19 protein-coding genes are annotated in these 19,574 nt (G+C 65.2%); 11 read left to right on the plus strand and 8 right to left on the minus strand.

Translation table 11 applies throughout. The annotated features are described in order from the left end of the window. Positions 1–86: 86 nt before the first annotated feature. Together DUGA2_RS20795 and DUGA2_RS20800 are read right to left on the minus strand one after the other, a co-directional pair. Positions 87–1,499, minus strand: coding sequence for an ATP-binding protein (locus DUGA2_RS20795; RefSeq protein WP_210402585.1), 1,413 nt, complete (start codon positions 1,497–1,499; stop codon positions 87–89). After that, entirely contained in the window at positions 1,486–2,175 is a 690-nt protein-coding gene (locus DUGA2_RS20800) for a response regulator transcription factor (protein ID WP_070271387.1), read from the minus strand. Before DUGA2_RS20800 ends, DUGA2_RS20795 begins: the two co-directional genes overlap by 14 nt. A gap of 160 nt (positions 2,176–2,335) precedes the next feature. Here DUGA2_RS20800 and DUGA2_RS20805 point away from each other — a divergent pair, with 160 nt between their 5' ends. From DUGA2_RS20805 to DUGA2_RS20815, 3 genes are read left to right on the plus strand one after another with little or no spacing between them, the layout of a single operon-like run. After that, positions 2,336–3,463 (plus strand): efflux RND transporter periplasmic adaptor subunit, encoded by a 1,128-nt coding sequence (locus DUGA2_RS20805; RefSeq protein ID WP_070271388.1) that lies wholly within the window; start codon positions 2,336–2,338, stop codon positions 3,461–3,463. Next, positions 3,456–6,575: an efflux RND transporter permease subunit gene (locus DUGA2_RS20810; protein WP_070271389.1), complete on the plus strand. Its 3,120-nt coding sequence runs from the start codon at positions 3,456–3,458 to the stop codon at positions 6,573–6,575. The genes DUGA2_RS20805 and DUGA2_RS20810 overlap by 8 nt, the downstream gene beginning before the upstream one ends. Further along, entirely contained in the window at positions 6,565–7,866 is a 1,302-nt protein-coding gene (locus tag DUGA2_RS20815) for a TolC family protein (RefSeq protein WP_070271390.1), read from the plus strand. The genes DUGA2_RS20810 and DUGA2_RS20815 overlap by 11 nt, the downstream gene beginning before the upstream one ends. 7 nt (positions 7,867–7,873) lie before the next feature. On the opposite strand, the gene DUGA2_RS20820 is transcribed toward DUGA2_RS20815, so the two are convergent. The 4 genes from DUGA2_RS20820 to DUGA2_RS20830 form a co-directional block, all read right to left on the minus strand. Next, positions 7,874–8,743, minus strand: a complete 870-nt coding sequence (locus tag DUGA2_RS20820) for an alpha/beta hydrolase (protein WP_083296390.1) — start codon at positions 8,741–8,743, stop codon at positions 7,874–7,876. Between the two features lie 91 nt (positions 8,744–8,834). Then, positions 8,835–9,668 carry a hypothetical protein gene (locus DUGA2_RS20825; protein WP_141753327.1) on the minus strand — a complete coding sequence of 278 codons (834 nt, stop codon included), beginning with the start codon at positions 9,666–9,668 and terminating at the stop codon, positions 8,835–8,837. Positions 9,669–9,892: 224 nt separating this feature from the next. Beyond that, positions 9,893–10,108, minus strand: coding sequence for a DUF4287 domain-containing protein (locus tag DUGA2_RS32855; protein WP_071658956.1), 216 nt, complete (start codon positions 10,106–10,108; stop codon positions 9,893–9,895). Positions 10,109–10,197: 89 nt separating this feature from the next. Further along, a complete protein-coding gene (locus tag DUGA2_RS20830; protein WP_070271392.1) occupies positions 10,198–10,401 on the minus strand; it encodes a hypothetical protein in 204 nt (67 codons plus the stop codon). Positions 10,402–10,481: 80 nt separating this feature from the next. On the opposite strand from DUGA2_RS20830, the gene DUGA2_RS32860 reads away from it, so the two are divergent. From DUGA2_RS32860 to DUGA2_RS20845, 3 genes are read left to right on the plus strand one after another with little or no spacing between them, the layout of a single operon-like run. Further along, positions 10,482–10,919 (plus strand): helix-turn-helix transcriptional regulator, encoded by a 438-nt coding sequence (locus DUGA2_RS32860; RefSeq protein WP_070361572.1) that lies wholly within the window; start codon positions 10,482–10,484, stop codon positions 10,917–10,919. Continuing rightward, positions 10,820–11,269 carry an SRPBCC domain-containing protein gene (locus DUGA2_RS20840; protein WP_070271394.1) on the plus strand — a complete coding sequence of 150 codons (450 nt, stop codon included), beginning with the start codon at positions 10,820–10,822 and terminating at the stop codon, positions 11,267–11,269. Before DUGA2_RS32860 ends, DUGA2_RS20840 begins: the two co-directional genes overlap by 100 nt. Continuing rightward, entirely contained in the window at positions 11,266–11,613 is a 348-nt protein-coding gene (locus DUGA2_RS20845; RefSeq protein WP_070271395.1) for a GFA family protein, read from the plus strand. Before DUGA2_RS20840 ends, DUGA2_RS20845 begins: the two co-directional genes overlap by 4 nt. Here the strand turns inward: DUGA2_RS20845 and DUGA2_RS20850 are convergent. Beyond that, positions 11,585–12,109, minus strand: coding sequence for a DUF2199 domain-containing protein (locus DUGA2_RS20850; RefSeq protein WP_083296391.1), 525 nt, complete (start codon positions 12,107–12,109; stop codon positions 11,585–11,587). The two genes, DUGA2_RS20845 and DUGA2_RS20850, sit on opposite strands and share 29 nt — an antisense overlap. Positions 12,110–12,174: 65 nt before the next feature. On the opposite strand from DUGA2_RS20850, the gene DUGA2_RS34915 reads away from it, so the two are divergent. Next, the gene (locus DUGA2_RS34915) at positions 12,175–13,008 is read left to right on the plus strand and encodes a gamma-glutamylcyclotransferase (RefSeq protein ID WP_307170860.1); all 834 of its coding nucleotides are present in this window, start codon (positions 12,175–12,177) and stop codon (positions 13,006–13,008) included. 53 nt (positions 13,009–13,061) lie between these two features. Here the strand turns inward: DUGA2_RS34915 and DUGA2_RS20860 are convergent, their stop codons facing one another. Beyond that, positions 13,062–15,293, minus strand: a complete 2,232-nt coding sequence (locus DUGA2_RS20860; RefSeq protein ID WP_070271415.1) for an NADP-dependent isocitrate dehydrogenase — start codon at positions 15,291–15,293, stop codon at positions 13,062–13,064. Between the two features lie 380 nt (positions 15,294–15,673). Here DUGA2_RS20860 and DUGA2_RS20865 point away from each other — a divergent pair, with 380 nt between their 5' ends. The 4 genes from DUGA2_RS20865 to DUGA2_RS20880 form a co-directional block, all read left to right on the plus strand. Beyond that, positions 15,674–17,380: a methyl-accepting chemotaxis protein gene (locus DUGA2_RS20865; RefSeq protein WP_070271396.1), complete on the plus strand. Its 1,707-nt coding sequence runs from the start codon at positions 15,674–15,676 to the stop codon at positions 17,378–17,380. Positions 17,381–17,395: 15 nt separating this feature from the next. Further along, positions 17,396–18,025, plus strand: coding sequence for an adenylyl-sulfate kinase (cysC, locus tag DUGA2_RS20870; RefSeq protein ID WP_070271397.1), 630 nt, complete (start codon positions 17,396–17,398; stop codon positions 18,023–18,025). A 4-nt stretch (positions 18,026–18,029) separates the two neighbouring features. Continuing rightward, positions 18,030–19,019, plus strand: a complete 990-nt coding sequence (locus tag DUGA2_RS20875) for a hypothetical protein (RefSeq protein WP_070271398.1) — start codon at positions 18,030–18,032, stop codon at positions 19,017–19,019. After that, positions 19,009–19,574: chromate transporter (locus DUGA2_RS20880; protein WP_141753328.1), on the plus strand; the 566-nt coding region annotated here is incomplete at its 3' end. The genes DUGA2_RS20875 and DUGA2_RS20880, both read left to right, overlap by 11 nt.

The raw sequence follows: 19,574 nt of genomic DNA on the forward strand, positions 1-19,574 counted from the left end.
GATGGGTTTGCGTGTTTGCCTATGTAGAATATCTTTGGCGACGCAAGAAGTTACAGGCGATGTGAAAAATAATTTCCATGCAAGGGTCAGGGGCGCGCGGCGGCGGGCAGGTGCACCGTGAAGGCGGCGCCGCCGGCCGGCAAATTGGCGGCTTCGATGCGGCCGCCGTGGCCCTGGACGATAGCCTGCGTCAGCGCCAGCCCGAGGCCGACGCCGGCCACCGCGCCGGAACGCGCCGAGGCGCCGCGGTAGAAGCGCTCGAACAAATGCGGCAAGTCGTCGACACTGATGCCGGGGCCGCTGTCGATGATGCGCAGGCAGGCGCGGTCGCCGTCGCGGCGGATGTCGATGCCGACGGCGCCGCCGGACGGCGTGAACTTGATGGCGTTTTCCAGCAGGTTGACCACGATCAGCGTGGCCGCGCCATCGCCGATGGCCGCGAACACAGGCTCCGCGCCAGCCTGCAACGATAGTCCCACGCCGCGCTGCTGCGCCATCGCCCGCGCACGCTCGATGGCGGCGGCGGCGATGTCGTCCAGCGCGCTGCTGGCCGCGCCGTCGCGGTCCTGGCCGGCGTCGTAGCGGGCCAGCGCCAGCAGTTCTTCCACCAGCAAGGTCAGGCGCTCCACCTCTTCCATGCAGGAGCGCAGCGTGTCAACGTACTCGGCCGTGTCGCGCGGCCGGCGCAGCGTGATCTCGATTTCGGTGCGCAGGCGCGACAGCGGAGAGCGCAGTTCGTGCGAGGCGTCCGACGTGAAGCGGCGCTGCATCTGGAAGCTCTGGTCGATGCGGCCCAGCATATCGTTGAGCGTGTCGACCAGGCGGCCGATTTCGTCGCGGGTGCCGGGATGGGGCAGGCGTTTGTCGAGGTCGGCCTCGCCGATGCGCTGCGCCTGGCGCACGATGTCGTCGATGGCGCGGAACACCCAGCGCGTGATCGAGGCGCTGGCCACGATCAGCGCCACCAGCAGCACCAGCGCCATGCCGAGGAACATGCGGCTGGCCGAGGCGATCACGTGGCGCACGTCGTCCAGCGAACCGGCCACCTGCACCGCGTAGCGCAAGGGCTGGCCCGGCACCGGCAGCGAGACGATGCGCACCGGCTCCTCGGCGAAATGGTCGAGCGTCTGGAACACGGTGTCACCGGCGGCCATGCGCGCCATCAGCGCCGGTGTCGCCGGCAGGTTGGCCGCGCCCAGGTTGGCGCTGCGGGCCAGCACCCGGCCTTGCGCGTCGACGATCTGCACCCAGCGGTCCAGCCGCGCCAGCGACGGCGGCGCCGAGCCTTGTTCGGCGTCGTGTACCTTGGGCTGCTGCCCGGGCGCGGCGCGCAGCATGGCCGATTCGGTTTCCGCCAGCGCCAGCAAGGCGCCGTCCAGCTGTTCGTTGACCGCGTCCGACAGGCTCAGATAGCCGGCGATGGCCGCCACCGCCAGCACCGAGACGATGACGGCGGTCTGCACCAACGCCAGCCGGCGCCGGAAGTTAAGCGTCATCATCGGCGGCCTCCGCCAGACGGAAACCCTGGCCACGTACGGTGTGGATCAGGCGCGGCCAGCCTTGCGGATCGATCTTGCGGCGCAGGTTGCGCATGTGGGCGTCCATCAGGTTGTCGAGCGCGATCAGGTCGGCGGTCCAGATGCGCTCGGCCAGTTGCTGGCGGCTGACCACGTGGCCGGCCTGGCGCATCAACAGTTCGAGGATGGCGTATTCCTTGGGCGTCAGGTCCAGCACGTGGCCTGCCCGCTTGACCACGTGGCTGTGCGGCTCCAGCGTCAGGTCGGCCACCGTCAACAGCGGCGGCTGGGTCAGCGTCGAGCGGCGCAGCAGCGCGCGGATGCGGGCCAGCAGTTCGTCGAAGGCGAAGGGTTTGGTCAGGTAATCGTCGGCGCCGGTGTCGAGGCCGGCGATGCGGTCGCCCAGGCCGTCGCGTGCGGTCAGCATCAGGATGGGCGTGGTCAGTCCGCGTGCGCGCAGCTCGCCGCATAGCGTGATGCCGTCCTTGGCCGGCAGCATCCAGTCCAGCACGATCAGATCGTAGTTGCCAGTGAGCGCGGCCGGTTCGCCCTCTTCCGCGCTGTGCACGGCGTCGACGGCGAAGTCTTCCTCCTGCAAGCCGCGCTTGAGCAGGCGGGCCGCCTTCTGGTCATCTTCGATCAGCAATATCTTGGTCATGGCTGCATTTTAACGCTGCCCGGCCGTCATGGATGTTTCCTGAAGGAAGATTCAGGATCGCCCGGCTTGCTTCTCTGTAGACTTCGGCCCATTCCTCTTACCCATGGACGACACAGGCGCATTCCGGCGTCGTGGACTCCTTTCGCCTTCAGGAAACGCCATGATGAATATCGACCCACGTTTGCAGCGGCCCTTGCTGCTTTCCTTCCTGTGCGCAGCGCTGAGCGGCTGCGGCCATCCCGTCGACACCGGCACCGCGCCGGCCAGCGCCGTGGTGCGCAAGGGCGCGGCGCTGAGCGTGCCGGCCGGCTCGCCGCTGCGGCAATCGCTGCAACTTGCCACCGTCGAAGAGCACGACGTGGCGCGCGCCATCCCGGTGCCGGCCGTGGTGGAAGCCGATCCGGCGCGGCTGGTGCGCGTGGTGCCGCCGGTGTCCGGCCGCATCGGCCAGCTGCTCAAGCACCTGGGCGACACGGTCAAGGCCGGCGATGCGCTGTTCACCATGGATGCGGCCGACGTGGCGGCGGCCTACAGCGATAACGGCAAAGCCCAGGCCGGCCTGACGCTGGCCCGCCATAACCTGGAACGCCAGAAGGAATTGCGCGCCGCCGACATTTCGGCCCGCAAGGATCTGGAGCAGGCCGAGAGCGACTACGCCCAGGCCCTCAGCGAAAGCGAACGCAGCAAGGCGCGCCTGGCGCAACTGGGCGCAGGCAACGGCGCGGGTGGCGCGGGCCGCCTGGTCACACTGCGCTCCCCGCTGTCCGGCCATGTGATCGAATTGAACGGCGGCCAGGGCGGCTTCTGGAACGACACCAACGCCCCGGTGATGGTGGTGGCCGACCTGTCGACCGTGTGGCTGAGCGCCAGCGTGCAGGAGAAGGACCTGGCCGCCGTCTTCGCCGGCCAGACCGCCGACATCGAACTGAACGCCTATCCCGGCAAGCACATCGCGGGCAAGGTCGGCTACGTCAGCGAGGTGCTGGACCCGGACACCCGCACCGTCAAGGTCCGCGTGGCCGTGGACAACCGCAACGGCCGCCTGAAGCCGGGCATGTTCGCCCGCGCCATCTTCAGCGCCGCGCCGCACCGTGGCGTGGTCGTGCCCGCCTCCGCGCTGGTGCAGAACGGCACGCAGACCCAGGTCTACGTCGAGACCGCCGCCTGGACCTTCGAGGCCCGCACCGTCGCCACCGGCATCCACAGCGGCGACCAGGTGGAAATCGTCACCGGCCTCAAAGCCGGCGCCCGCATCGTCGCCAAGGAAGGAGTACTGCTCAATGATTGACCGCCTGATTGCCATCTGCTTCCAGCGGCGCGGCATCGCGTGGCTGGTGTTCCTGCTGGTCGCGCTGTACGGCGTGTTCTGCTGGAACCAGCTGCCGCTTGAAGCCTATCCCGACATCGCCGACACCAGCTCGCAGGTGGTCACGCAAGTGCCCGGACTGGCCGCGGAGGAAGTCGAGGCGCAGATCACCATCCCGCTCGAACGCGAGATCATGGGCACGCCCGGCATGCACGTGATGCGCTCGAAGAGCACCTTCGGCCTGTCGCTGATCACCGTGGTGTTCCGCGACGGCGTGGAAGACTACTGGTCGCGCCAGCGCCTGCAGGAGCGCATCGCCGGCGTGGCCCTGCCCTACGGCGCCCAGCCCGGCCTCGATCCGCTGACCTCGCCCATCGGCGAGATCTACCGCTACACGCTGGAATCGAAGACCCGCTCGCTGCGCGAACTGTCCGAGCTGCAATTCTGGAAAGTGATCCCGCGCCTGAAGCAGGTGGCCGGCATCGCCGACGTCGGCAATTTCGGCGGCCTGACCACGCAATTCCTGCTGGAGTTCGATCCGGCCAGGCTGAGCAAGTACAAGCTGTCGCTCAAGCAGATCACCGACGCCATCGGCGCCAACAACGCCAGCGCCGGCGGCAGCATCCTCACGCGCGGCCAGCAAGGCTTCGTGGTGCGCGGCGTCGGCCTGATACGCGACCTGGACGACCTGGGCAACGTGGTCGTCACGCAGAAAGACGGCGTGCCGGTGCTGGTCAAGGACCTGGGCGAAGTGCGGCTGGGCAGCAAGGAGCGCCACGGCATCCTCGGCAAGGACAACAACCCGGACACCATCGAAGGCATCGTGCTGCTGCTCAAGGGAGAGAATCCGTCGCAGGTGCTGAAAGGCGTGCATGAAGCCGTGCAGGAGCTGAACGACCACGTCCTGCCCAAGGACGTGAAGATCGTGCCCTATCTCGACCGTACCGGCCTGGTCGACGCCACGCTGCACACCATCGGCAAGACGCTGGTCGAAGGCATGCTGCTGGTGACGCTGGTGCTGCTGCTGTTCCTGGGCAGCCCGCGCGCGGCGGCCATCGTCGCCGTGACCATCCCGATGGCGCTGTTGACGGCTTTCATCTTCATGCACCACTTCCATATTCCGGCCAACCTGCTGTCGCTGGGGGCGATCGACTTCGGCATCGTGGTGGACGGCGCCATTGTGGTGATGGAAAACATCCTGCGCAAATACGAGGAAAACCACGGCGCCCCGCTGCGCGCACGCGATGTGATGCAGGCCACGCTGCAAGTGAGCAAGCCCATCTTCTTCGGCATGATCGTCATCATCACCGCCTACCTGCCGCTGTTCACCTTCCAGCGCATCGAGTACAAGCTGTTCTCGCCGATGGCGTTCGCAATCGGCTTCGCGCTGTTCGGCGCGCTGGTGGTGTCGCTGACGCTGATACCGGGGCTGGCCTACCAGGCCTACCGCAAGCCGCGCAAGGTGTTCAACAATCCGGTGCTGGTCAAGGCCAAGGAACTGTACGAGCCGCTGCTGGCGGCCGTGGTCGGCAAGTCGCGCGTGACGCTGGCGGCGTTCGCGCTGGCCTTCGCCGCCGTGTGCGTGCTGGGCGCCACCATCGGCCGCGACTTCCTGCCCTATCTGGACGAAGGCTCGATCTGGCTGCAAGTGACGCTGCCGCCGGGCATCTCGCTGGACAAGGCGGCGCAGATGTCGGACAGCCTGCGCAGCGCGGCGCTGGAGTTCAAGGAAGTGGCGACCATCGTCACGCAGCTGGGCCGCAACGACGAGGGCACCGATCCGTGGACGCCGTCGCACATCGAGGTCAGCGTGACCTTGCATCCCTACGATACGTGGACATCCGGGCTGAGCAAGCAGGAGCTGATCGGGAAGATGGGCCAGCGCTTCGCCAAACTACCCGGCACGCGGGTCGGCTTCACGCAGCCGATGATAGACGGCGTGCTCGACAAGCTGGCCGGCGCCCACAGCGACCTGGTGGTGAAAATCTACGGCAGCGACTTCAAGGAAACCCGCCGCATCGCCGCCGATGTCGAGCGCACCCTGTCGGCCGTGCCCGGCGCGGAAAGCGTCATCATCGACCAGGAACCGCCGCTGCCGCAGGTGCGCATCGAGGTCGACCGCGCCGCTGCCGCCCGCTACGGCATCAACGCCGCCGATGTTGCCGACCTGATCGGCACCGGCATCGGCGGCAAGCCGATGTCGCAGGTGTTCATCGACGACCGCCAGTACGACATCGGCGTGCGCTTCAACGATGCGTCGCGCAGCAATCCCGACACCATCGGCGACCTGCTGCTGACCTCGGCCACGGGGGCGCGCATTCCGCTGGCCCAGGTGGCGACGATACGGCTGGACGATGGCGAAAGCACCATCACCCGCGAGATGGGCAGGCGCCACCTGACCGTGCGCCTGGACCTGCGCGGCCGCGACCTGGCCTCCTTTCTCGACGACGCCAAGGCGCAGATCGAGAACAAGGTTCAGTACGACCACAGCCGCATCCAGCTGGCCTGGGGCGGACAGTTCGAAAACCAGCAGCGGGCGCAGGCGCGCCTGGCGCTGATCATGCCGATGGTGGTGGCGCTGATGTTCGTGCTGCTGTTCGCGCAGTTCAAGAACCTGCGCCAGCCGGCCATGATCCTGGCGGCCGTGCCGCTGGGCGCGCTCGGAGGCCTGGTCGCCCTGCACCTGCGCGGCATGACGCTCAATGTGTCGAGCGCGGTCGGCTTCATCGCGCTGTTCGGCGTGGCGGTGATGGACGGCATCCTGATGGTGTCCAACCTGAACCAGTTGCGGGCCGAGGGCAAGCTGTCGCTGAAGGATGCGGTGCTGAAAGGCGCATACAGCCGCTTCCGTCCGGTGCTGATGACGGCCAGTGTGGCCGCGCTGGGCCTGCTGCCGGCGGCGCTGGCCCATGGCCTGGGCAGCGACGTGCAGCGTCCGCTGGCGACCGTGGTGGTCGGCGGCCTGATCACGGCGACCGGCCTGACCTTGGTGTGGCTGCCGGCGCTGTACTACCTGGTCGAACGCTATATCGAAAACAAACCCAAGCCGGCCGACGATGGCCCGGCTCAAGTGGAGCATGCTCATGACATTTAAACTCAACCCTTTGTGCGCGCTGGTATCGCTGGCCCTGTGCGCCGCCGCCCCGCCCGCCGCCGCGCAGGTGACGTTCCGCGACTATGCATCCGCCGTGGCGAAATACAGCCTGGACTTGCAGATGCAGCGCGAGAACGTGAGCAGCGCGCAGGCCGGCATATCGATCGCCGGTGTGCGGCCCGATCCGGTGCTGACGGCGGGCATAGACTCGAAGGAACTGTCCATCGCCAACAAGCCGAACGCGTCCACCGCGATGACGATGGGCGTGGCGCTAACCATCGAAACGGCAGGCAAGCGGGCGCAGCGCATCCGCGTGGCGCAGTCGACGGTCAAGCTCGGCGAGGCGACGCTGGAAGGCGGCCGCCGCCAGCTGTACGCCGACGCCGCGTCGGCCTACGCCGAATCCTGCCGCGCCCGCAATGCGCTGGAGCGTCAGGAGGCGACGCTGCGGGCGCTGGGCGAGATCGTCAGCGCCAACCATGTGCGGCGCAAGGTCGGCGATATCGGCGGGTTGGAGCTGGCGCAATCGCAGGTCGAGCATGACCGTTTCGAAGCCGAGGTGGCGACGGCGCGTGCGCAGGTACAGACGGCGGCCGAATCGCTGTCGATACCGCTGGGCCGGCGTTACAGCGAGGTGTTCGGCAACGCGGCGCTGGCTTGCGATACGCCGGCCGTCAACGGCCTGGACGATGTGGAGCAGCTGGTGCGGCAGGCGCAGGATGAGCGCGACGACATCCGCATCGCCCATGCGGCGCTGGATGCGGCGCGCTCGTCGGCTGATCTGGCGCAGGCCAACCGCTGGGTCGATCCGGTGGTCAATGTCAGCTTGAAGAACACGCCGGCAGTGCGGCCGATGCTGGATGCGGGCGGCGCCGTGAGCAACTCGCCGACGCAGCGCTCGCTGAGCCTGGGCTTGACGGTGTCCGTGCCGATTCCGCTGTCACGCACGCAGCGTGGCGAAGTGCTGCAAGCGCAATCGGCGGTGACGCAGGCGACGCTGGCCTTGCGCTCGGCCGAGCTGAAGGCGCAGACCGATGTGCGGCGCGTTTATGCGCAGTTCCGTGCGGCACAGGCCAACGAGCAGCGCTATCGCGACTCGGTGCTGGTGCACGCGGACAAGGTGGCCGAGGGCATGCGCCTGTCGTATAAAAAAGGCGCGGCGTCGCTGCTGGAATTATTGTCGGCGCAGCGCTCGGCCGATGAAGTCTATCTCGCCTGGCTGCAGGCGACGGCGGACCTGGCGACGGCCACGGTGCAGTTGCAGCTCGCGGCCGGCGCCAGTCCGGATTGAGCGCGCCTTAGTTGGCGGCAGGCTTGGGCTTGAGCATCATGCGAAAGGCTTGCAGTGCTGCGGGCTGGTAGATGGTCGCATGGGTTTCGGCGGGCATCTGCTGGTAGTGCCATTGCAGGCCGGCCGGCGCGCGGGTGGTCAGCAGGGCCGACAGCTGTTCCGCGCCCTTGACGATGCCGGCGTTGCTGCTGCTGGCGAAGTACAGGGTCTGCGGCTTGGTTGAGCGTTTGTCCAGCAGCTGTGGGGCTTCGGCGAGCAGCTTGCTGTCGTTCCACCACAGGCTGGGGTCGGCGGCGACGTAGTGGTCGAACAGTTGCGGTTCGCGCAGGAAGGTCTCGACCACGAACAGGCCGGCGAGCGATTCGCCGACGACGGCGGTTTCGCCGGTGGTGCGGTAGCGCTGCTTCACTTCCGGCATCAGCTCTTCCCTGATGAAGCGGCGGAACTGCGCCGAGCCGCCGACCACCGGGGCGATCTTCTTGTCTTCGGCGTTGTCGGTGGGGCCGGTCATGTCGCGGCGGCGCTGGGTGTTTTCTATGCCGACCAGCATGAACGGGCGCATGGTGCCGTTGTCGACCGATACTTGAAGCAGGCCGGCGATGTGCAAGAAATCTTCGCGCAGGCCGCCATCGGGCATGTAGAGCACAGGCAGCGGCGCATCGGTCGGCAAGGCGTAGCCGCGCGACATGTAGACATTGATGTGCCGCGTTTCCGCCAGCACCTTAGATTCGATGTTGAAGCTTTCGCCGATCACCAGCGGCGTGGCGGCAGCGATGGCCGGGGCGGCCTGCAAAGGCCCGGCGATACAAGCGCCCAGCAGCGACGCCGCCAGACACAAACTTCCGTGGAACTTATTGAACATAACGATATGCTTCATTTCCGCCCTTCGCGTTGTTGTCGAGTGAGCGGGAGTCTGGCGTAAAGAGGTGGTGCTGGTCAAGCTATCTCACACTGACCGATAGTGCCGTTCAAGTTGCCGGGGTTATCCTTGTCAAGGAATTCAACTTCTTCTCGGCTTTCTTGTCGCCCTGGGCGGCCGATTGCTTGAGTAGTGCGACGGCTGCGGCCGCATCTCCCGGCTTGTCGCGTTCGAGCCGCATAATAGCAGCGTTGAAGGCAGCAATAGGACTATTCAACGCCGCGCCCTCGTCGTACGATTTCAGCGCGCCGTCGGGGCAGAGCATGAAAACATCCTTCGCAATACCTACTCGCAGCAAGCCGGCCGCGTCATGCATTTTGATGAACTCAGCTTCCAGATCTACCTCCCAACCCGGAACCAGCGAGGCCATAACTTGGTCATTCTGGCCTACCCAGTAAGGCCCGCTGACCCTGCCAGTGAAAGCTTGGCGCGTCGTGTGCAGTGCGCCCATCTGAGAAATCCACACGAACCCATCCTGTCCGATAACTGGCAGGCCACCCAGTGCGTCCGACAGTTTCTGAGCCAGGGACTTGGATTGCGGATCAGGCGCGATTCCGCTCCACGATGCAACTAGTATCACGCGCTCGATCTTGCTTCCTTGCTGCCGCACCTTGGCCGCCACCTCTTCAATCTCAAGAATGTGATAGTCCCCGTCATATAAGTGCCATGGGCTGCTATGGGTGGCAATTGACAGTGTTGTGGGGCCGTCGTCTGGCTTCGCATTCATGTATTTATGCAAAGCTTCATCCGCGCGGACACAATGACTGCTGGCTGGGAAACATTGTTTGATCGCGACGAACCCCTGCAATTGCATCGGGGTAGAACAATCCGCTTGTGCTCCGCAGCAAGAGGCAAGAATGATCAAGAATGCGAAGAGTTTCATCGAGAGAGTCAAATCAAATAATTCGATTTACACCGCGAATGTTATCGGTGTATTAGTAGCGGATGAGCTCAATTATTGCGTGGCCGCTTCTGGCCGCTATCGGCCTTCAGTCGCGTGCCGTTTAGTGGCGACTACCGTCGGAGTCTGCGCATCCATGAACATATAGCGTGCTAATGTTTTCATTTGCCACCCTCAGATTAAGGCGCGCTCCCGGCCGATAGCGATCAAATCTCACTCTGAGCACGATAATACGCGACCAAAGCATTTGCATGCCCATGACCAAGTTTATAGTCTTCTTTAAGCGTCGCTACGATTTCCATATGCTTCTTATCTTTCAAAGAGCCTACGATGTCTAACCAGTGATTTATCGGTTTTCCATAGGTCTTCTCAATAGACGGAAAGTAAGATGCTGGGCCTTTTACTTTTTCCTCTGTTTTCATATGTGCTCCTTGATAGCTGCAATATTGAATTAAGCGGCAGAGAACTGCGCAGAGTCCGCAACCTGCCACACGCCTTTCACCCGCCCCTGCTAGTCCACACCCCAAACATGCGAGAAGCGCACCAGCACCGGCGGGCTGTCTTCGGTTTTGATGATGCGATAGTGGCCTAGCGCCACGCCCCTATCGCCGCCATCGACAAAGCTGTCTGGAAACGCGCCAAACGTATGTACGTGAGCGAGCAGTTTTGGCAGGTTTGTAGAGTCGCCTGCGCTCTCGTCCAGAACCCCGCTCATCGGACGCCTTTCTGAAAAATGCCTATTTTGTCACAAATACATGCTTGACAAGTTCTGACGTCTCGCCAATACTATACCTTATGGTTAACTATAACGATCCTCACCTGGACCTGATCTTCGCCGCGCTCTCCGACGCCACGCGGCGCGGGGTGCTGGCGCAGTTGGGCGACGGCAGTCAAACCGTCACCGAGCTGGCGCAGCAGTATGAGATGTCCCTGCCCGGCTTCATGAAACACCTGGCGGTGCTGGAAACGGCCGGCCTGATCGCTCGCTCCAAGGAAGGCCGCGTGGTGCGCTGCGAACTCGACGCCGCGCCCATGCAGGATGCCGCAGCCTGGATCGCCCACTACCAGCGCTTCTGGACCGACCAGCTCGATTCGCTGGGTCGCTATCTCTACCACCAAGAGGAAATCGCATCATGCCCAACACCGAGCAGCCCGCCCAAGTCAGCATCCGCCGTACCTACCCCGTCGCCCCCGAAAAAGTCTGGCGCGCGTGGACCGACCCGCAAGCGCTGAGCCAGTGGTTCGGTCCCGGCCAGGCCAGCCTGACCAAGGCCGAGATCGACCTGCGCGTAGGCGGCCAGTACCACCTCGCCTTCGCCGGCCCCGATGGCGGCCTGAACCAGATGACCGGCGTCTATCAGGAAGTGCAGCCGTACACGCGGCTGGTGTTCACGTGGGCCTGGCACAGCACGCCGGAACGGGTGTCGCGCGTCAGCATCGAACTCACGCCGGTGGCGGAAGGTACGGAGCTCAGCTTCGTGCATGACCGCTTCTTCGACGAACAGGCGCGCATCAACCACGAGCGCGGCTGGGCCCTTTTCTTTAGCAGTCTTGATCGTCTACTTACAGGAGGTTCGCTATGAAATACCAGGGAAGCTGCCATTGCGGCAATGTGAAATTCGAGGCCGAGGGCGAGATCACGTCGGCCATGTCATGCAACTGCTCGATGTGCCAGCGCAAGGGCACGCTGATGTGGTTCGTGCCGCGTCCATCCATGCACCTGCTCACGCCGGACGCCAACGCCAGCACCTATCTGTTCAACAAACACCTGATCAAGCACCGCTTCTGCCCTACCTGCGGCATTTCGCCCTACAGCGAGGGCGTGGCGCCCAACGGCGACGCCATGGCTGCGATCAATATCCGTTGCATCGAGGGCATAGACCTGGAGTCCATCCCCGTCACGCACTACGACGGTCGAGCGATCTGACGAACGCTGTGGCCTGGTGCGCGGAGATGCCGTCGCGCTGGTCCGCGAACAACGCTGCTGCGGCGTCGGCCACCATGAATTCGGGACGCGTCTCCGGCCCCGTCAGATGGATCTTGCCGTGCAGGCCCAACGAACCGGGACGGGTCGGGACATCGTTGGCCAGCAAGCCGTCCAGCGGCGGCTCATCCAGTTGTGTATCGCTGTCCCACAGCGCGTAGATCCGGTCGAACACATCGCGCCGGACTTCCATCCACACGCCGAGCCTGTAGTCGAGCGGACGGCCGATCACCGTCAACGGCAGCAGGCCGCGCACGAAGTAGCGGTGGCTGTCGTCGCTGTCGCCCCATATCGCGCACAGGTCTTCGCTCTCGCGGCAGCGGGCTTCCCGCTCGGCATCCGACAGCGCCACGATCGCATCGGGGCGCCTGAAAACGAGTTCGACTTCATCCAGCGTATGCAGTTCGCCACACTCCGAACAGGCTATCGGGTCCGACATGTTTTTCCTTTTTACCGAGGTTTGCTTTTAATATAACATGCTAGCAAACTTACGGAGGCTGATGCATGAAGCGCTGGTCCATTCCTTATGCCGTACTCGTGGGCGGCGCCATTGCCGGCGCGCTCGATATCACGTTCGCGATTTCCTTTGCCGTCTATAACGGGCTGACGCCGGAGCGCCTGCTGCAAATCGTGGCCAGCGGGCTGCTGGGCAGCGCGGCCTTCAACGGCGGCGCGCTGACTGCGGCGGTCGGATTGCTGTGCCACTTCGCGCTCAGCTTCGTTTGGATGGCGCTGTTCCTGCTGGCGGCCCGGCGCGTGCCGGCGCTGACGGCCAGGCCGCTGCTGTCGGCAGCCTTGTTCGGAGCCCTGGTGTTCCTGGCGATGCGGCTGGTGGTGTTGCCGCTGTCGGCCTTCCCCCGCCCTGTCACGTTCCAGCCTTTGTCCACGGTGCTGGACCTGCTGTCCCATATATTCCTGTTCGGCCTGCCGATTGTGTGGGCGACGCGCAAGGCGCTGGGAGGCGGCGCGCATGACGCGAGTGAAATGCTGTTCTCCTACGGCACACTGCAACAGCCCGATGTCCAGAAGGCGACCTTTGGCCGCCTGCTCTCCGGCCGCCCGGACAGTTTGCCCGCCTATCAGCTGGCCATGCTGGCGATCGACGATCCGGCGGTGGTCGAGACCAGCGGCAAGACACATCACCCCATCGTCTCGCACACCGGCTCGCCCGCCGACACGGTCGCGGGCTCGGTGCTGGCGATCACCGCCGAGGAGTTGCGGAATTCGGACCGCTACGAAGTGGCAGCCTACCGCCGCCAGCGCGTCAGGCTGGCTTCGGGCACGCTGGCCTGGGCCTACGTGGATGCGCGGGATGCGCCCACCAGCACCACGCAATAAAAAGGGGCAGCCAAATCGGCTGCCCCTTTTAGTTTGCGTAAGCTACGCTACGATCAAACCGCGTCGATTGCCGCGTTGAAGGTAACGCTTGGACGCATGACCGCTTCGGTCTTGGCTGGATCCGGGTAGTAGTAACCACCGATATCCGTTGCCTTGCCCTGGGCCGCGTTCAGCTCGGCGACGATCTTGGCTTCGTTATCGGCCAGGTTCTTCGCCAGCGGCGCGAAGTAGGCTTTCAGTTCAGCGTCGTCGTTCTGCGCAGCCAGCGCCTGTGCCCAGTACAGCGACAGGTAGAAATGGCTGCCACGGTTGTCCAGCTCGCCGGTGCGCGGCGATGGCGACTTGTTGTTGTCCAGCAGCTTGCCGGTGGCTTCGTCCAGCGTCTTGGCCAGCAGCTTGGCTTTGGCGTTGCCGGTCTTGATGCCCATGTCTTCCAGCGATACCGCCAGCGCCAGGAACTCGCCCAGCGAATCCCAACGCAGGTGGTTCTCTTCCACCAGCTGCTTGACGTGCTTGGGTGCCGAACCGCCGGCGCCGGTTTCGTACATGCCGCCGCCCGCCATCAGCGGAACGATGGACAGCATCTTGGCGCTGGTGCCCAGTTCCAGGATCGGGAACAGGTCGGTCAGGTAGTCGCGCAGGATGTTGCCGGTCACGGAGATGGTGTCCAGGCCGCGCGATGCGCGTTCCAGCGTGTAGCGCATGGCGCGCACTTGCGACATGATCTGGATGTCCAGGCCCTTGGTGTCGTGGTCCTTCAGGTATACCTGGACCTTCTTGATGACTTCGTTCTCGTGCGGACGGTACGGGTCCAGCCAGAACACGGCAGGCATGCCGGAGTTGCGGGCGCGGGTGACGGCCAGCTTGACCCAGTCGCGGATCGGTGCGTCCTTGACCTGGCACATGCGCCAGATGTCGCCCGCTTCCACTACCTGGGTCAGCAGCACTTCGCCGGTGGCCAGGTCGGTGATGTTGGCGACGCCGCCTTCAGCGACTTCGAAGGTCTTGTCGTGCGAGCCGTATTCCTCGGCTTGCTGAGCCATCAGGCCGACGTTAGGCACGGTGCCCATGGTCTTGGGATCGAAGTTGCCATGCCATTTGCAGAAATTGATCATCTCCTGGTAGATGCGGGCGAAAGTCGATTCCGGCATGACAGCCTTGACGTCTTTCGGACGGCCGTCGGCGCCCCACATTTTGCCGCCGATGCGTATCATGGCAGGCATCGATGCGTCGACGATGATGTCGTTCGGCGAGTGGAAATTGGTGATGCCCTTGGCCGAGTCGACCATGGCCAGTTCCGGACGGTGTTCGTGGCAGGCGTGCAGGTCCTTGAGGACTTCGTCCTTTTTGGAGGCCGGCAGGGTTTCGATTTTCTCGTACAGGTTGGCCATGCCGTTGTTGACGTTCACGCCCAGTTCATCGAACAGCGCGGCGTGCTTGGCGAAGGCTTCCTTGTAGAAGATGCGGACGCAGTGGCCGAACACGATCGGGTGCGACACCTTCATCATGGTCGCCTTGACGTGCAGCGAGAACATCACGCCGGTCTTGAAGGCGTCGTCGATTTCCTTCTCGTAGAACTCCAGCAGCGCTTTTTTGCTCATGAACATGCTGTCGATGATTTCGCCGGCTTGCAGCGAAACTTTCGGTTTCAGCACGATGGTCTTGCCCGAGTCGGTGATCAGTTCCATCTTGACATCGCGCGCCTGGGTCAGCGTCAGCGATTTTTCGCCATGGTAGAAGTCGCCGTGGTGCATGTGCGAGACGTGGGTGCGGGAAGCCTGGCTCCACTCGCCCATCGAATGCGGGTTCTTGCGGGCGAACTCTTTGACGGCCTTGGGCGCGCGGCGGTCCGAGTTACCTTCGCGCAGGACCGGGTTGACGGCGCTGCCGATGCACTTGCCGTAGCGGGCCTTGAGCGCCTTGTCTTCGTCGCTTTTCGCGTCTTCCGGGTAGTCCGGCAGCTTGTAGCCGCGGCTTTGCAGCTCGCGCACGCAGGCGACCAGCTGCGAAACCGATGCCGAAATATTCGGCAGCTTGATGATGTTGGTGTCCGCGAGCTGGGTCAGTGCGCCCAGTTCGGCCAGGGTATTTGGCACTTTTTGCTCGTCGGTCAGGTATTCGGGGAACTCGGCCAGCACCCGTGCCGCCACCGAAATATCGCTGGAGGTCACGTCTACGCCAGCCGACGCGGCGAATTTGCGGACGATAGGCAGCAGCGAATAGGTCGCCAGCATAGGCGCTTCATCGGTCAGCGTGTAGATGATTTTAGTTTTCTGTGTTGCCATGTTCATTCCATGTCATGCGGGCGATACCCGCCGATTGAATTTCTCCGTTTCGGGATGTAAGACGGTTTGTCGTAATCCGGCAACGGGCCCAAACAGCATTTTAGACCTGTTGGCCGCCCCTGCACAGGGGCGGATTCTGCGTAGGAGGCCATTTGGGCCGAATAAATGCAAAAACGCCAGGTACTTGGCTTGCCTGGCGGCATCCATCCAGGCCAAAAAGTTTCAGAGATTGCCATCAACACATATTTCTTTGTTGCACTGACGCCGAAAGTGACTATCGGAGAGTTTCCAAGCGACCTCGGCCTACTAAGATCATGACAGCGTTCTACCCAAACCTCATTTGGATATTCGGAATGCACATAAGGCCTTAAGGAGGCGATATGAAATTTCAGAATTGGACGATAGCAAACCGGCTGGGCTTGGGTTTCGGCATGGGGGCTATGTTTCTGCTGGTGATCATAGGCCTGGCCCTGAACAGCATGCGCCAGATCCAGGACCGCCTGGACGAGATCACCAAGGTCAACGACGTGGAGACCAAGCTGGCCCAGGTCATGGACCTGACCGTGACCGAGCGCGCGCTGGCCATGCGCAACCTGATCCTGCTCAAGGAAGACAAGGAAATCCAGATCGAGGTCAAGCGCATCGCCGAGCAGCAGAAGAAATACGCGGCGGCCCAGGACCAGCTGGGGCAGATGTTCGCCAAGCTGAGCGCCACCTCGGCCGACGAAAAGGAATTGCTGGAGCAGATCCGCAAGCAGGCCGAGCTGGCCGCACCCTTCATCGAGCGCGCCGCCGGGCTGGCGCTCGAACAGAAACAGGACGAGGCCTACAAGCTGCTGCGCTATGAATTCCGGCCGGTGCAGAAACGCTGGTGGGAATTGCTGCGCAAGCTGATCGCGGTCGAGGAAAAACAAAACACCGAGGCGGCCGACGCCGCCGAAATCGCCTACGCCCAGGCGCGCACGGTGATGCTGATCATCGGCTCGCTGGCATTGCTGACCAGCGTGGTGGCGGCCTGGCTGATCACCCGCGGCGTGACCCGCGAGCTGGGCTGCGAGCCGGCCGAGGCGGCCGAAATCGCCGGCCAGATCGCCGCCGGCAACCTGACCGTGCGCGTCGAGCCCAAGCCCAACGACCAGCACAGCCTGCTGTTCGCCATGCGCTCCATGCGCGACAGCCTGGCGCGCATCGTCAACCAGGTGCACGCCAGCACCGAAACCATCGCCGCCGCCGCCGGCCAGATCGCCTCCGGCAACCTGGACCTGTCCTCGCGCACCGAACAGCAGGCCAGCACGCTGGAGGAAACCGCCTCGTCGATGGAGGAGCTGACCAGCACCGTGCGCCTCAATACCGACCATGCCCGCCAGGCCAACGGCCTGGCCGAATCCGCCTCCGACGTCGCCGCCAAGGGTGGCGCGGTGGTGGCGCAGGTGGTCGACACCATGGCCGCCATCGACATCTCGGCGCGCAAGATCGTCGACATCATCGCCGTCATCGACGGCATCGCCTTCCAGACCAACATCCTGGCGCTGAACGCCGCGGTGGAGGCGGCCCGGGCCGGCGAACAGGGACGCGGCTTCGCGGTGGTCGCCACCGAGGTGCGCAACCTGGCGCAGCGCTCGGCGGCGGCGGCCAAGGAAATCAAGGACTTGATCGGCGATTCGGTCGACAAGGTCCAGGCCGGCAACCGCCTGGTCGAACAGGCCGGCACCACCATGCACGACGTGGTCTCCAGCGTCAGGCGCGTGACCGACATCATGTCCGAGATCATGCAGGCCAGCCAGGAGCAGTCGTCGGGCATCGAGCAGATCAACACCGCCGTCACCCAGATGGACGACGTCACCCAGCAGAACGCCGCGCTGGTGGAGGAAGCGGCGGCGGCCGCCCATGCGATGCAGGACCAGGTCAACAGCTTGAACGACCTGGTCAGCGTGTTCCGCACCGAGGCCCAGTCCGGCGCGGCGCGGCCCGCGCTGCAGCGGGTGGCGGTCGCCGTGCCGGCCGGCCTGAAACGCGCCGCGCTGCCGGCGGCCGGCCGCGCGCGCGCCGAGGCCAAGGCCCCCGCGCAGGAATGGGAACAGTTTTGATCTGGAGAGACGATCATGGGAAAAATGGACAAACTCGACAGCCCTGTGCTGGCCGGCGCCCCGCATATCTTCTGGCACGGCAGCCAGGTCACGGCTGAAGCCCGCAACCGCCAGGCCGGGCAGCAGGCGGCGACGCTCTGGCTCACCGGCCTGAGCGGCGCCGGCAAGTCGACGCTGGCCTGCGCGCTGGAAGACCGGCTGGTGGCGTCCGGCCATCCGGCCTACGTGCTGGACGGCGACAACCTGCGCCACCACCTGAACAGCGACCTCGGCTTCTCCCCCGCCGACCGCCAGGAAAACATCCGCCGCAGCGCCGAAGTGGCGCGGCTGATGAACGACGCCGGCCTGTTCGCGATCTGCGCCTTCATCTCGCCGCTGCGCCAGGACCGCGAAATGGCCCGCCGCCTGATCGGCGCCGACAACTTCATCGAAGTCCACGTCAGCACCTCGCGCAAGCTGTGCGAGGCGCGCGATCCCAAGGGCCTGTACAAGAAGGCGCGCGCCGGGCTGATACCGGAGTTCACCGGCATCACCGCGCCCTACGAAGCGCCGCTGGCGCCGGCGCTGTCGCTGGACACCGGCGCGCTGTCGCTGAACTCCGCATGCGAGCTGCTGTACCAGCAACTGTCGCGCCGCTTCGTCTGATGCCATGGCTGCCGCACCGCACTACGATGTCTTCAACGGCGACGCCGACGGCATCTTCGCGCTGCACCAGCTGCGCCTGCACACGCCGCGCCGCGCCCAGCTGGTGAGCGGCGTCAAGCGCGACACCGGCCTGCTGCGACGCTTGCCGGACGCCGCCGGCCAGGTCACGGTGCTCGACATCTCCCTCGACAGCAACGCCGCCGCGCTGCGCCGCCTGCTCGATGGCGGCGCCGAGGTCGAGTATTTCGACCACCATTCGGCCGACTGCGCCTTCGCCCATCCACGCCTGCGCCTGCATTGCGACGGCGCGCCCGACGTCTGCACCAGCATCCTGGTCGACCGCCACCTGAACGGCCGCCACCGGCCGTGGGCGGTGGCGGCGGCCTTCGGCGACAACCTGGCCGGCGCGGCGCGGCGGCTGGCGCAGGACACCGGACTGGACGACGGCGCGCTGGCGGCGCTGGCGCAGCTGGGCCAGGTGGTCAACTACAACGCCTACGGCGAACGCGAGCAGGACTTGCACATGGCGCCGGCCGCGCTGTACCGCGCGCTCGGCGGCCACGACAGCCCGTTCGATTTCATCGCCGCCAGCGACGCCTACCGCGCGCTGTGCGCCGGCTACCGCGACGACTGCGCGCTGATGCAGGGCCTGCGTCCGCACGCCGAGCTGGCCGGCGGCGCGGTCTACATCCTGCCCGCCAGCGCGTGGGCGCGGCGCATCAGCGGCGTGCTGGCCAACCAGCTGGCGGCCGCGCGCGGCGGCGCCTCCTTCGCCGTGCTCAACGAGCGCGGCGACGGCTCCTACCTGGTCAGCGTGCGCTCCGGCGCCCCGCTGACACTGAGCGCCTGCGGCTTCTGCGAGCAGTTCGAGGGCGGCGGCGGACGCAAGGCGGCGGCCGGCATCAACCATCTTCCGGCGGCCGAACTGGGCCGTTTCATGGACGGCTTCCGCCGTTACTTCGACGCGGCGGCCGGTGCCGATCATGCCCAGTGACCAAGCACTGCCGCTGGCCACGCTGGCCCTGCTGTTCCTGCGCATAGGCTGCACCAGCGTCGGCGGCTTCATGGCCATGGTGGCGGTCACGCAGCACGTCATCGTCGAACGCCACCGCCTGCTGCCGGAATCGGACCTGCTGGACGGCCTGGCGCTGGCCTCCATCCTGCCCGGGCCGGTGGCGATCAATGTCGTGGCCTACACCGGCTACCGGCTGCGCGGCGTCAGCGGCGCCGCCGTCGCCATCCTGTGCGCGGTGCTGCCGGCCTTCGTCTGCATCGTGCTGCTCGGCTCGCTGTATTTCCGCTTCGGCAGCATGGACGCGCTGCGGCCGCTGTTGCTCGGCATCGCGCCGGCCATCGTCGCCGTGGTGCTGGCCGCCGGCTGCCGGCTGTGGTCGGCGGCGGTGCACGACCACCGCCAGGCCGCGCTCGGCATCGGCGCGGCGCTGGCGCTGACCGCCCTGCCCGGCCTGCCGACCACGCTGGCCCTGATGGCCGTGGCCGCCGTCGTCGGCTGCGCCGGCCGCCGCCCCGCCTTGGCCGCTGCCGCCCC

The organism is Duganella sp. HH101 (assembly GCF_001758795.1).
Taxonomy (GTDB): Bacteria; Pseudomonadota; Gammaproteobacteria; order Burkholderiales; family Burkholderiaceae_D; genus Rugamonas; species Rugamonas rivuli.

What these genes read in the sequence shown, in the direction of transcription:
- DUGA2_RS20830 (WP_070271392.1), bottom strand. Translation starts at nt 10,401, where the DNA reads ATGAGCGGGGTTCTGGACGAGAGCGCAGGCGACTCTACAAACCTGCCA.
- DUGA2_RS20825 (WP_141753327.1), bottom strand. Translation starts at nt 9,668, where the DNA reads ATGAAACTCTTCGCATTCTTGATCATTCTTGCCTCTTGCTGCGGAGCA.
- DUGA2_RS20845 (WP_070271395.1), top strand. Translation starts at nt 11,266, where the DNA reads ATGAAATACCAGGGAAGCTGCCATTGCGGCAATGTGAAATTCGAGGCC.
- cysC (WP_070271397.1), top strand. Translation starts at nt 17,396, where the DNA reads ATGGGAAAAATGGACAAACTCGACAGCCCTGTGCTGGCCGGCGCCCCG.
- DUGA2_RS20805 (WP_070271388.1), top strand. Translation starts at nt 2,336, where the DNA reads ATGATGAATATCGACCCACGTTTGCAGCGGCCCTTGCTGCTTTCCTTC.
- DUGA2_RS34915 (WP_307170860.1), top strand. Translation starts at nt 12,175, where the DNA reads ATGAAGCGCTGGTCCATTCCTTATGCCGTACTCGTGGGCGGCGCCATT.
- DUGA2_RS20875 (WP_070271398.1), top strand. Translation starts at nt 18,030, where the DNA reads ATGGCTGCCGCACCGCACTACGATGTCTTCAACGGCGACGCCGACGGC.
- DUGA2_RS20865 (WP_070271396.1), top strand. Translation starts at nt 15,674, where the DNA reads ATGAAATTTCAGAATTGGACGATAGCAAACCGGCTGGGCTTGGGTTTC.
- DUGA2_RS20850 (WP_083296391.1), bottom strand. Translation starts at nt 12,109, where the DNA reads ATGTCGGACCCGATAGCCTGTTCGGAGTGTGGCGAACTGCATACGCTG.
- DUGA2_RS20840 (WP_070271394.1), top strand. Translation starts at nt 10,820, where the DNA reads ATGCCCAACACCGAGCAGCCCGCCCAAGTCAGCATCCGCCGTACCTAC.
- DUGA2_RS20800 (WP_070271387.1), bottom strand. Translation starts at nt 2,175, where the DNA reads ATGACCAAGATATTGCTGATCGAAGATGACCAGAAGGCGGCCCGCCTG.
- DUGA2_RS20860 (WP_070271415.1), bottom strand. Translation starts at nt 15,293, where the DNA reads ATGGCAACACAGAAAACTAAAATCATCTACACGCTGACCGATGAAGCG.
- DUGA2_RS20810 (WP_070271389.1), top strand. Translation starts at nt 3,456, where the DNA reads ATGATTGACCGCCTGATTGCCATCTGCTTCCAGCGGCGCGGCATCGCG.
- DUGA2_RS20820 (WP_083296390.1), bottom strand. Translation starts at nt 8,743, where the DNA reads ATGAAGCATATCGTTATGTTCAATAAGTTCCACGGAAGTTTGTGTCTG.
- DUGA2_RS32855 (WP_071658956.1), bottom strand. Translation starts at nt 10,108, where the DNA reads ATGAAAACAGAGGAAAAAGTAAAAGGCCCAGCATCTTACTTTCCGTCT.
- DUGA2_RS20795 (WP_210402585.1), bottom strand. Translation starts at nt 1,499, where the DNA reads ATGATGACGCTTAACTTCCGGCGCCGGCTGGCGTTGGTGCAGACCGCC.
- DUGA2_RS32860 (WP_070361572.1), top strand. Translation starts at nt 10,482, where the DNA reads ATGGTTAACTATAACGATCCTCACCTGGACCTGATCTTCGCCGCGCTC.
- DUGA2_RS20815 (WP_070271390.1), top strand. Translation starts at nt 6,565, where the DNA reads ATGACATTTAAACTCAACCCTTTGTGCGCGCTGGTATCGCTGGCCCTG.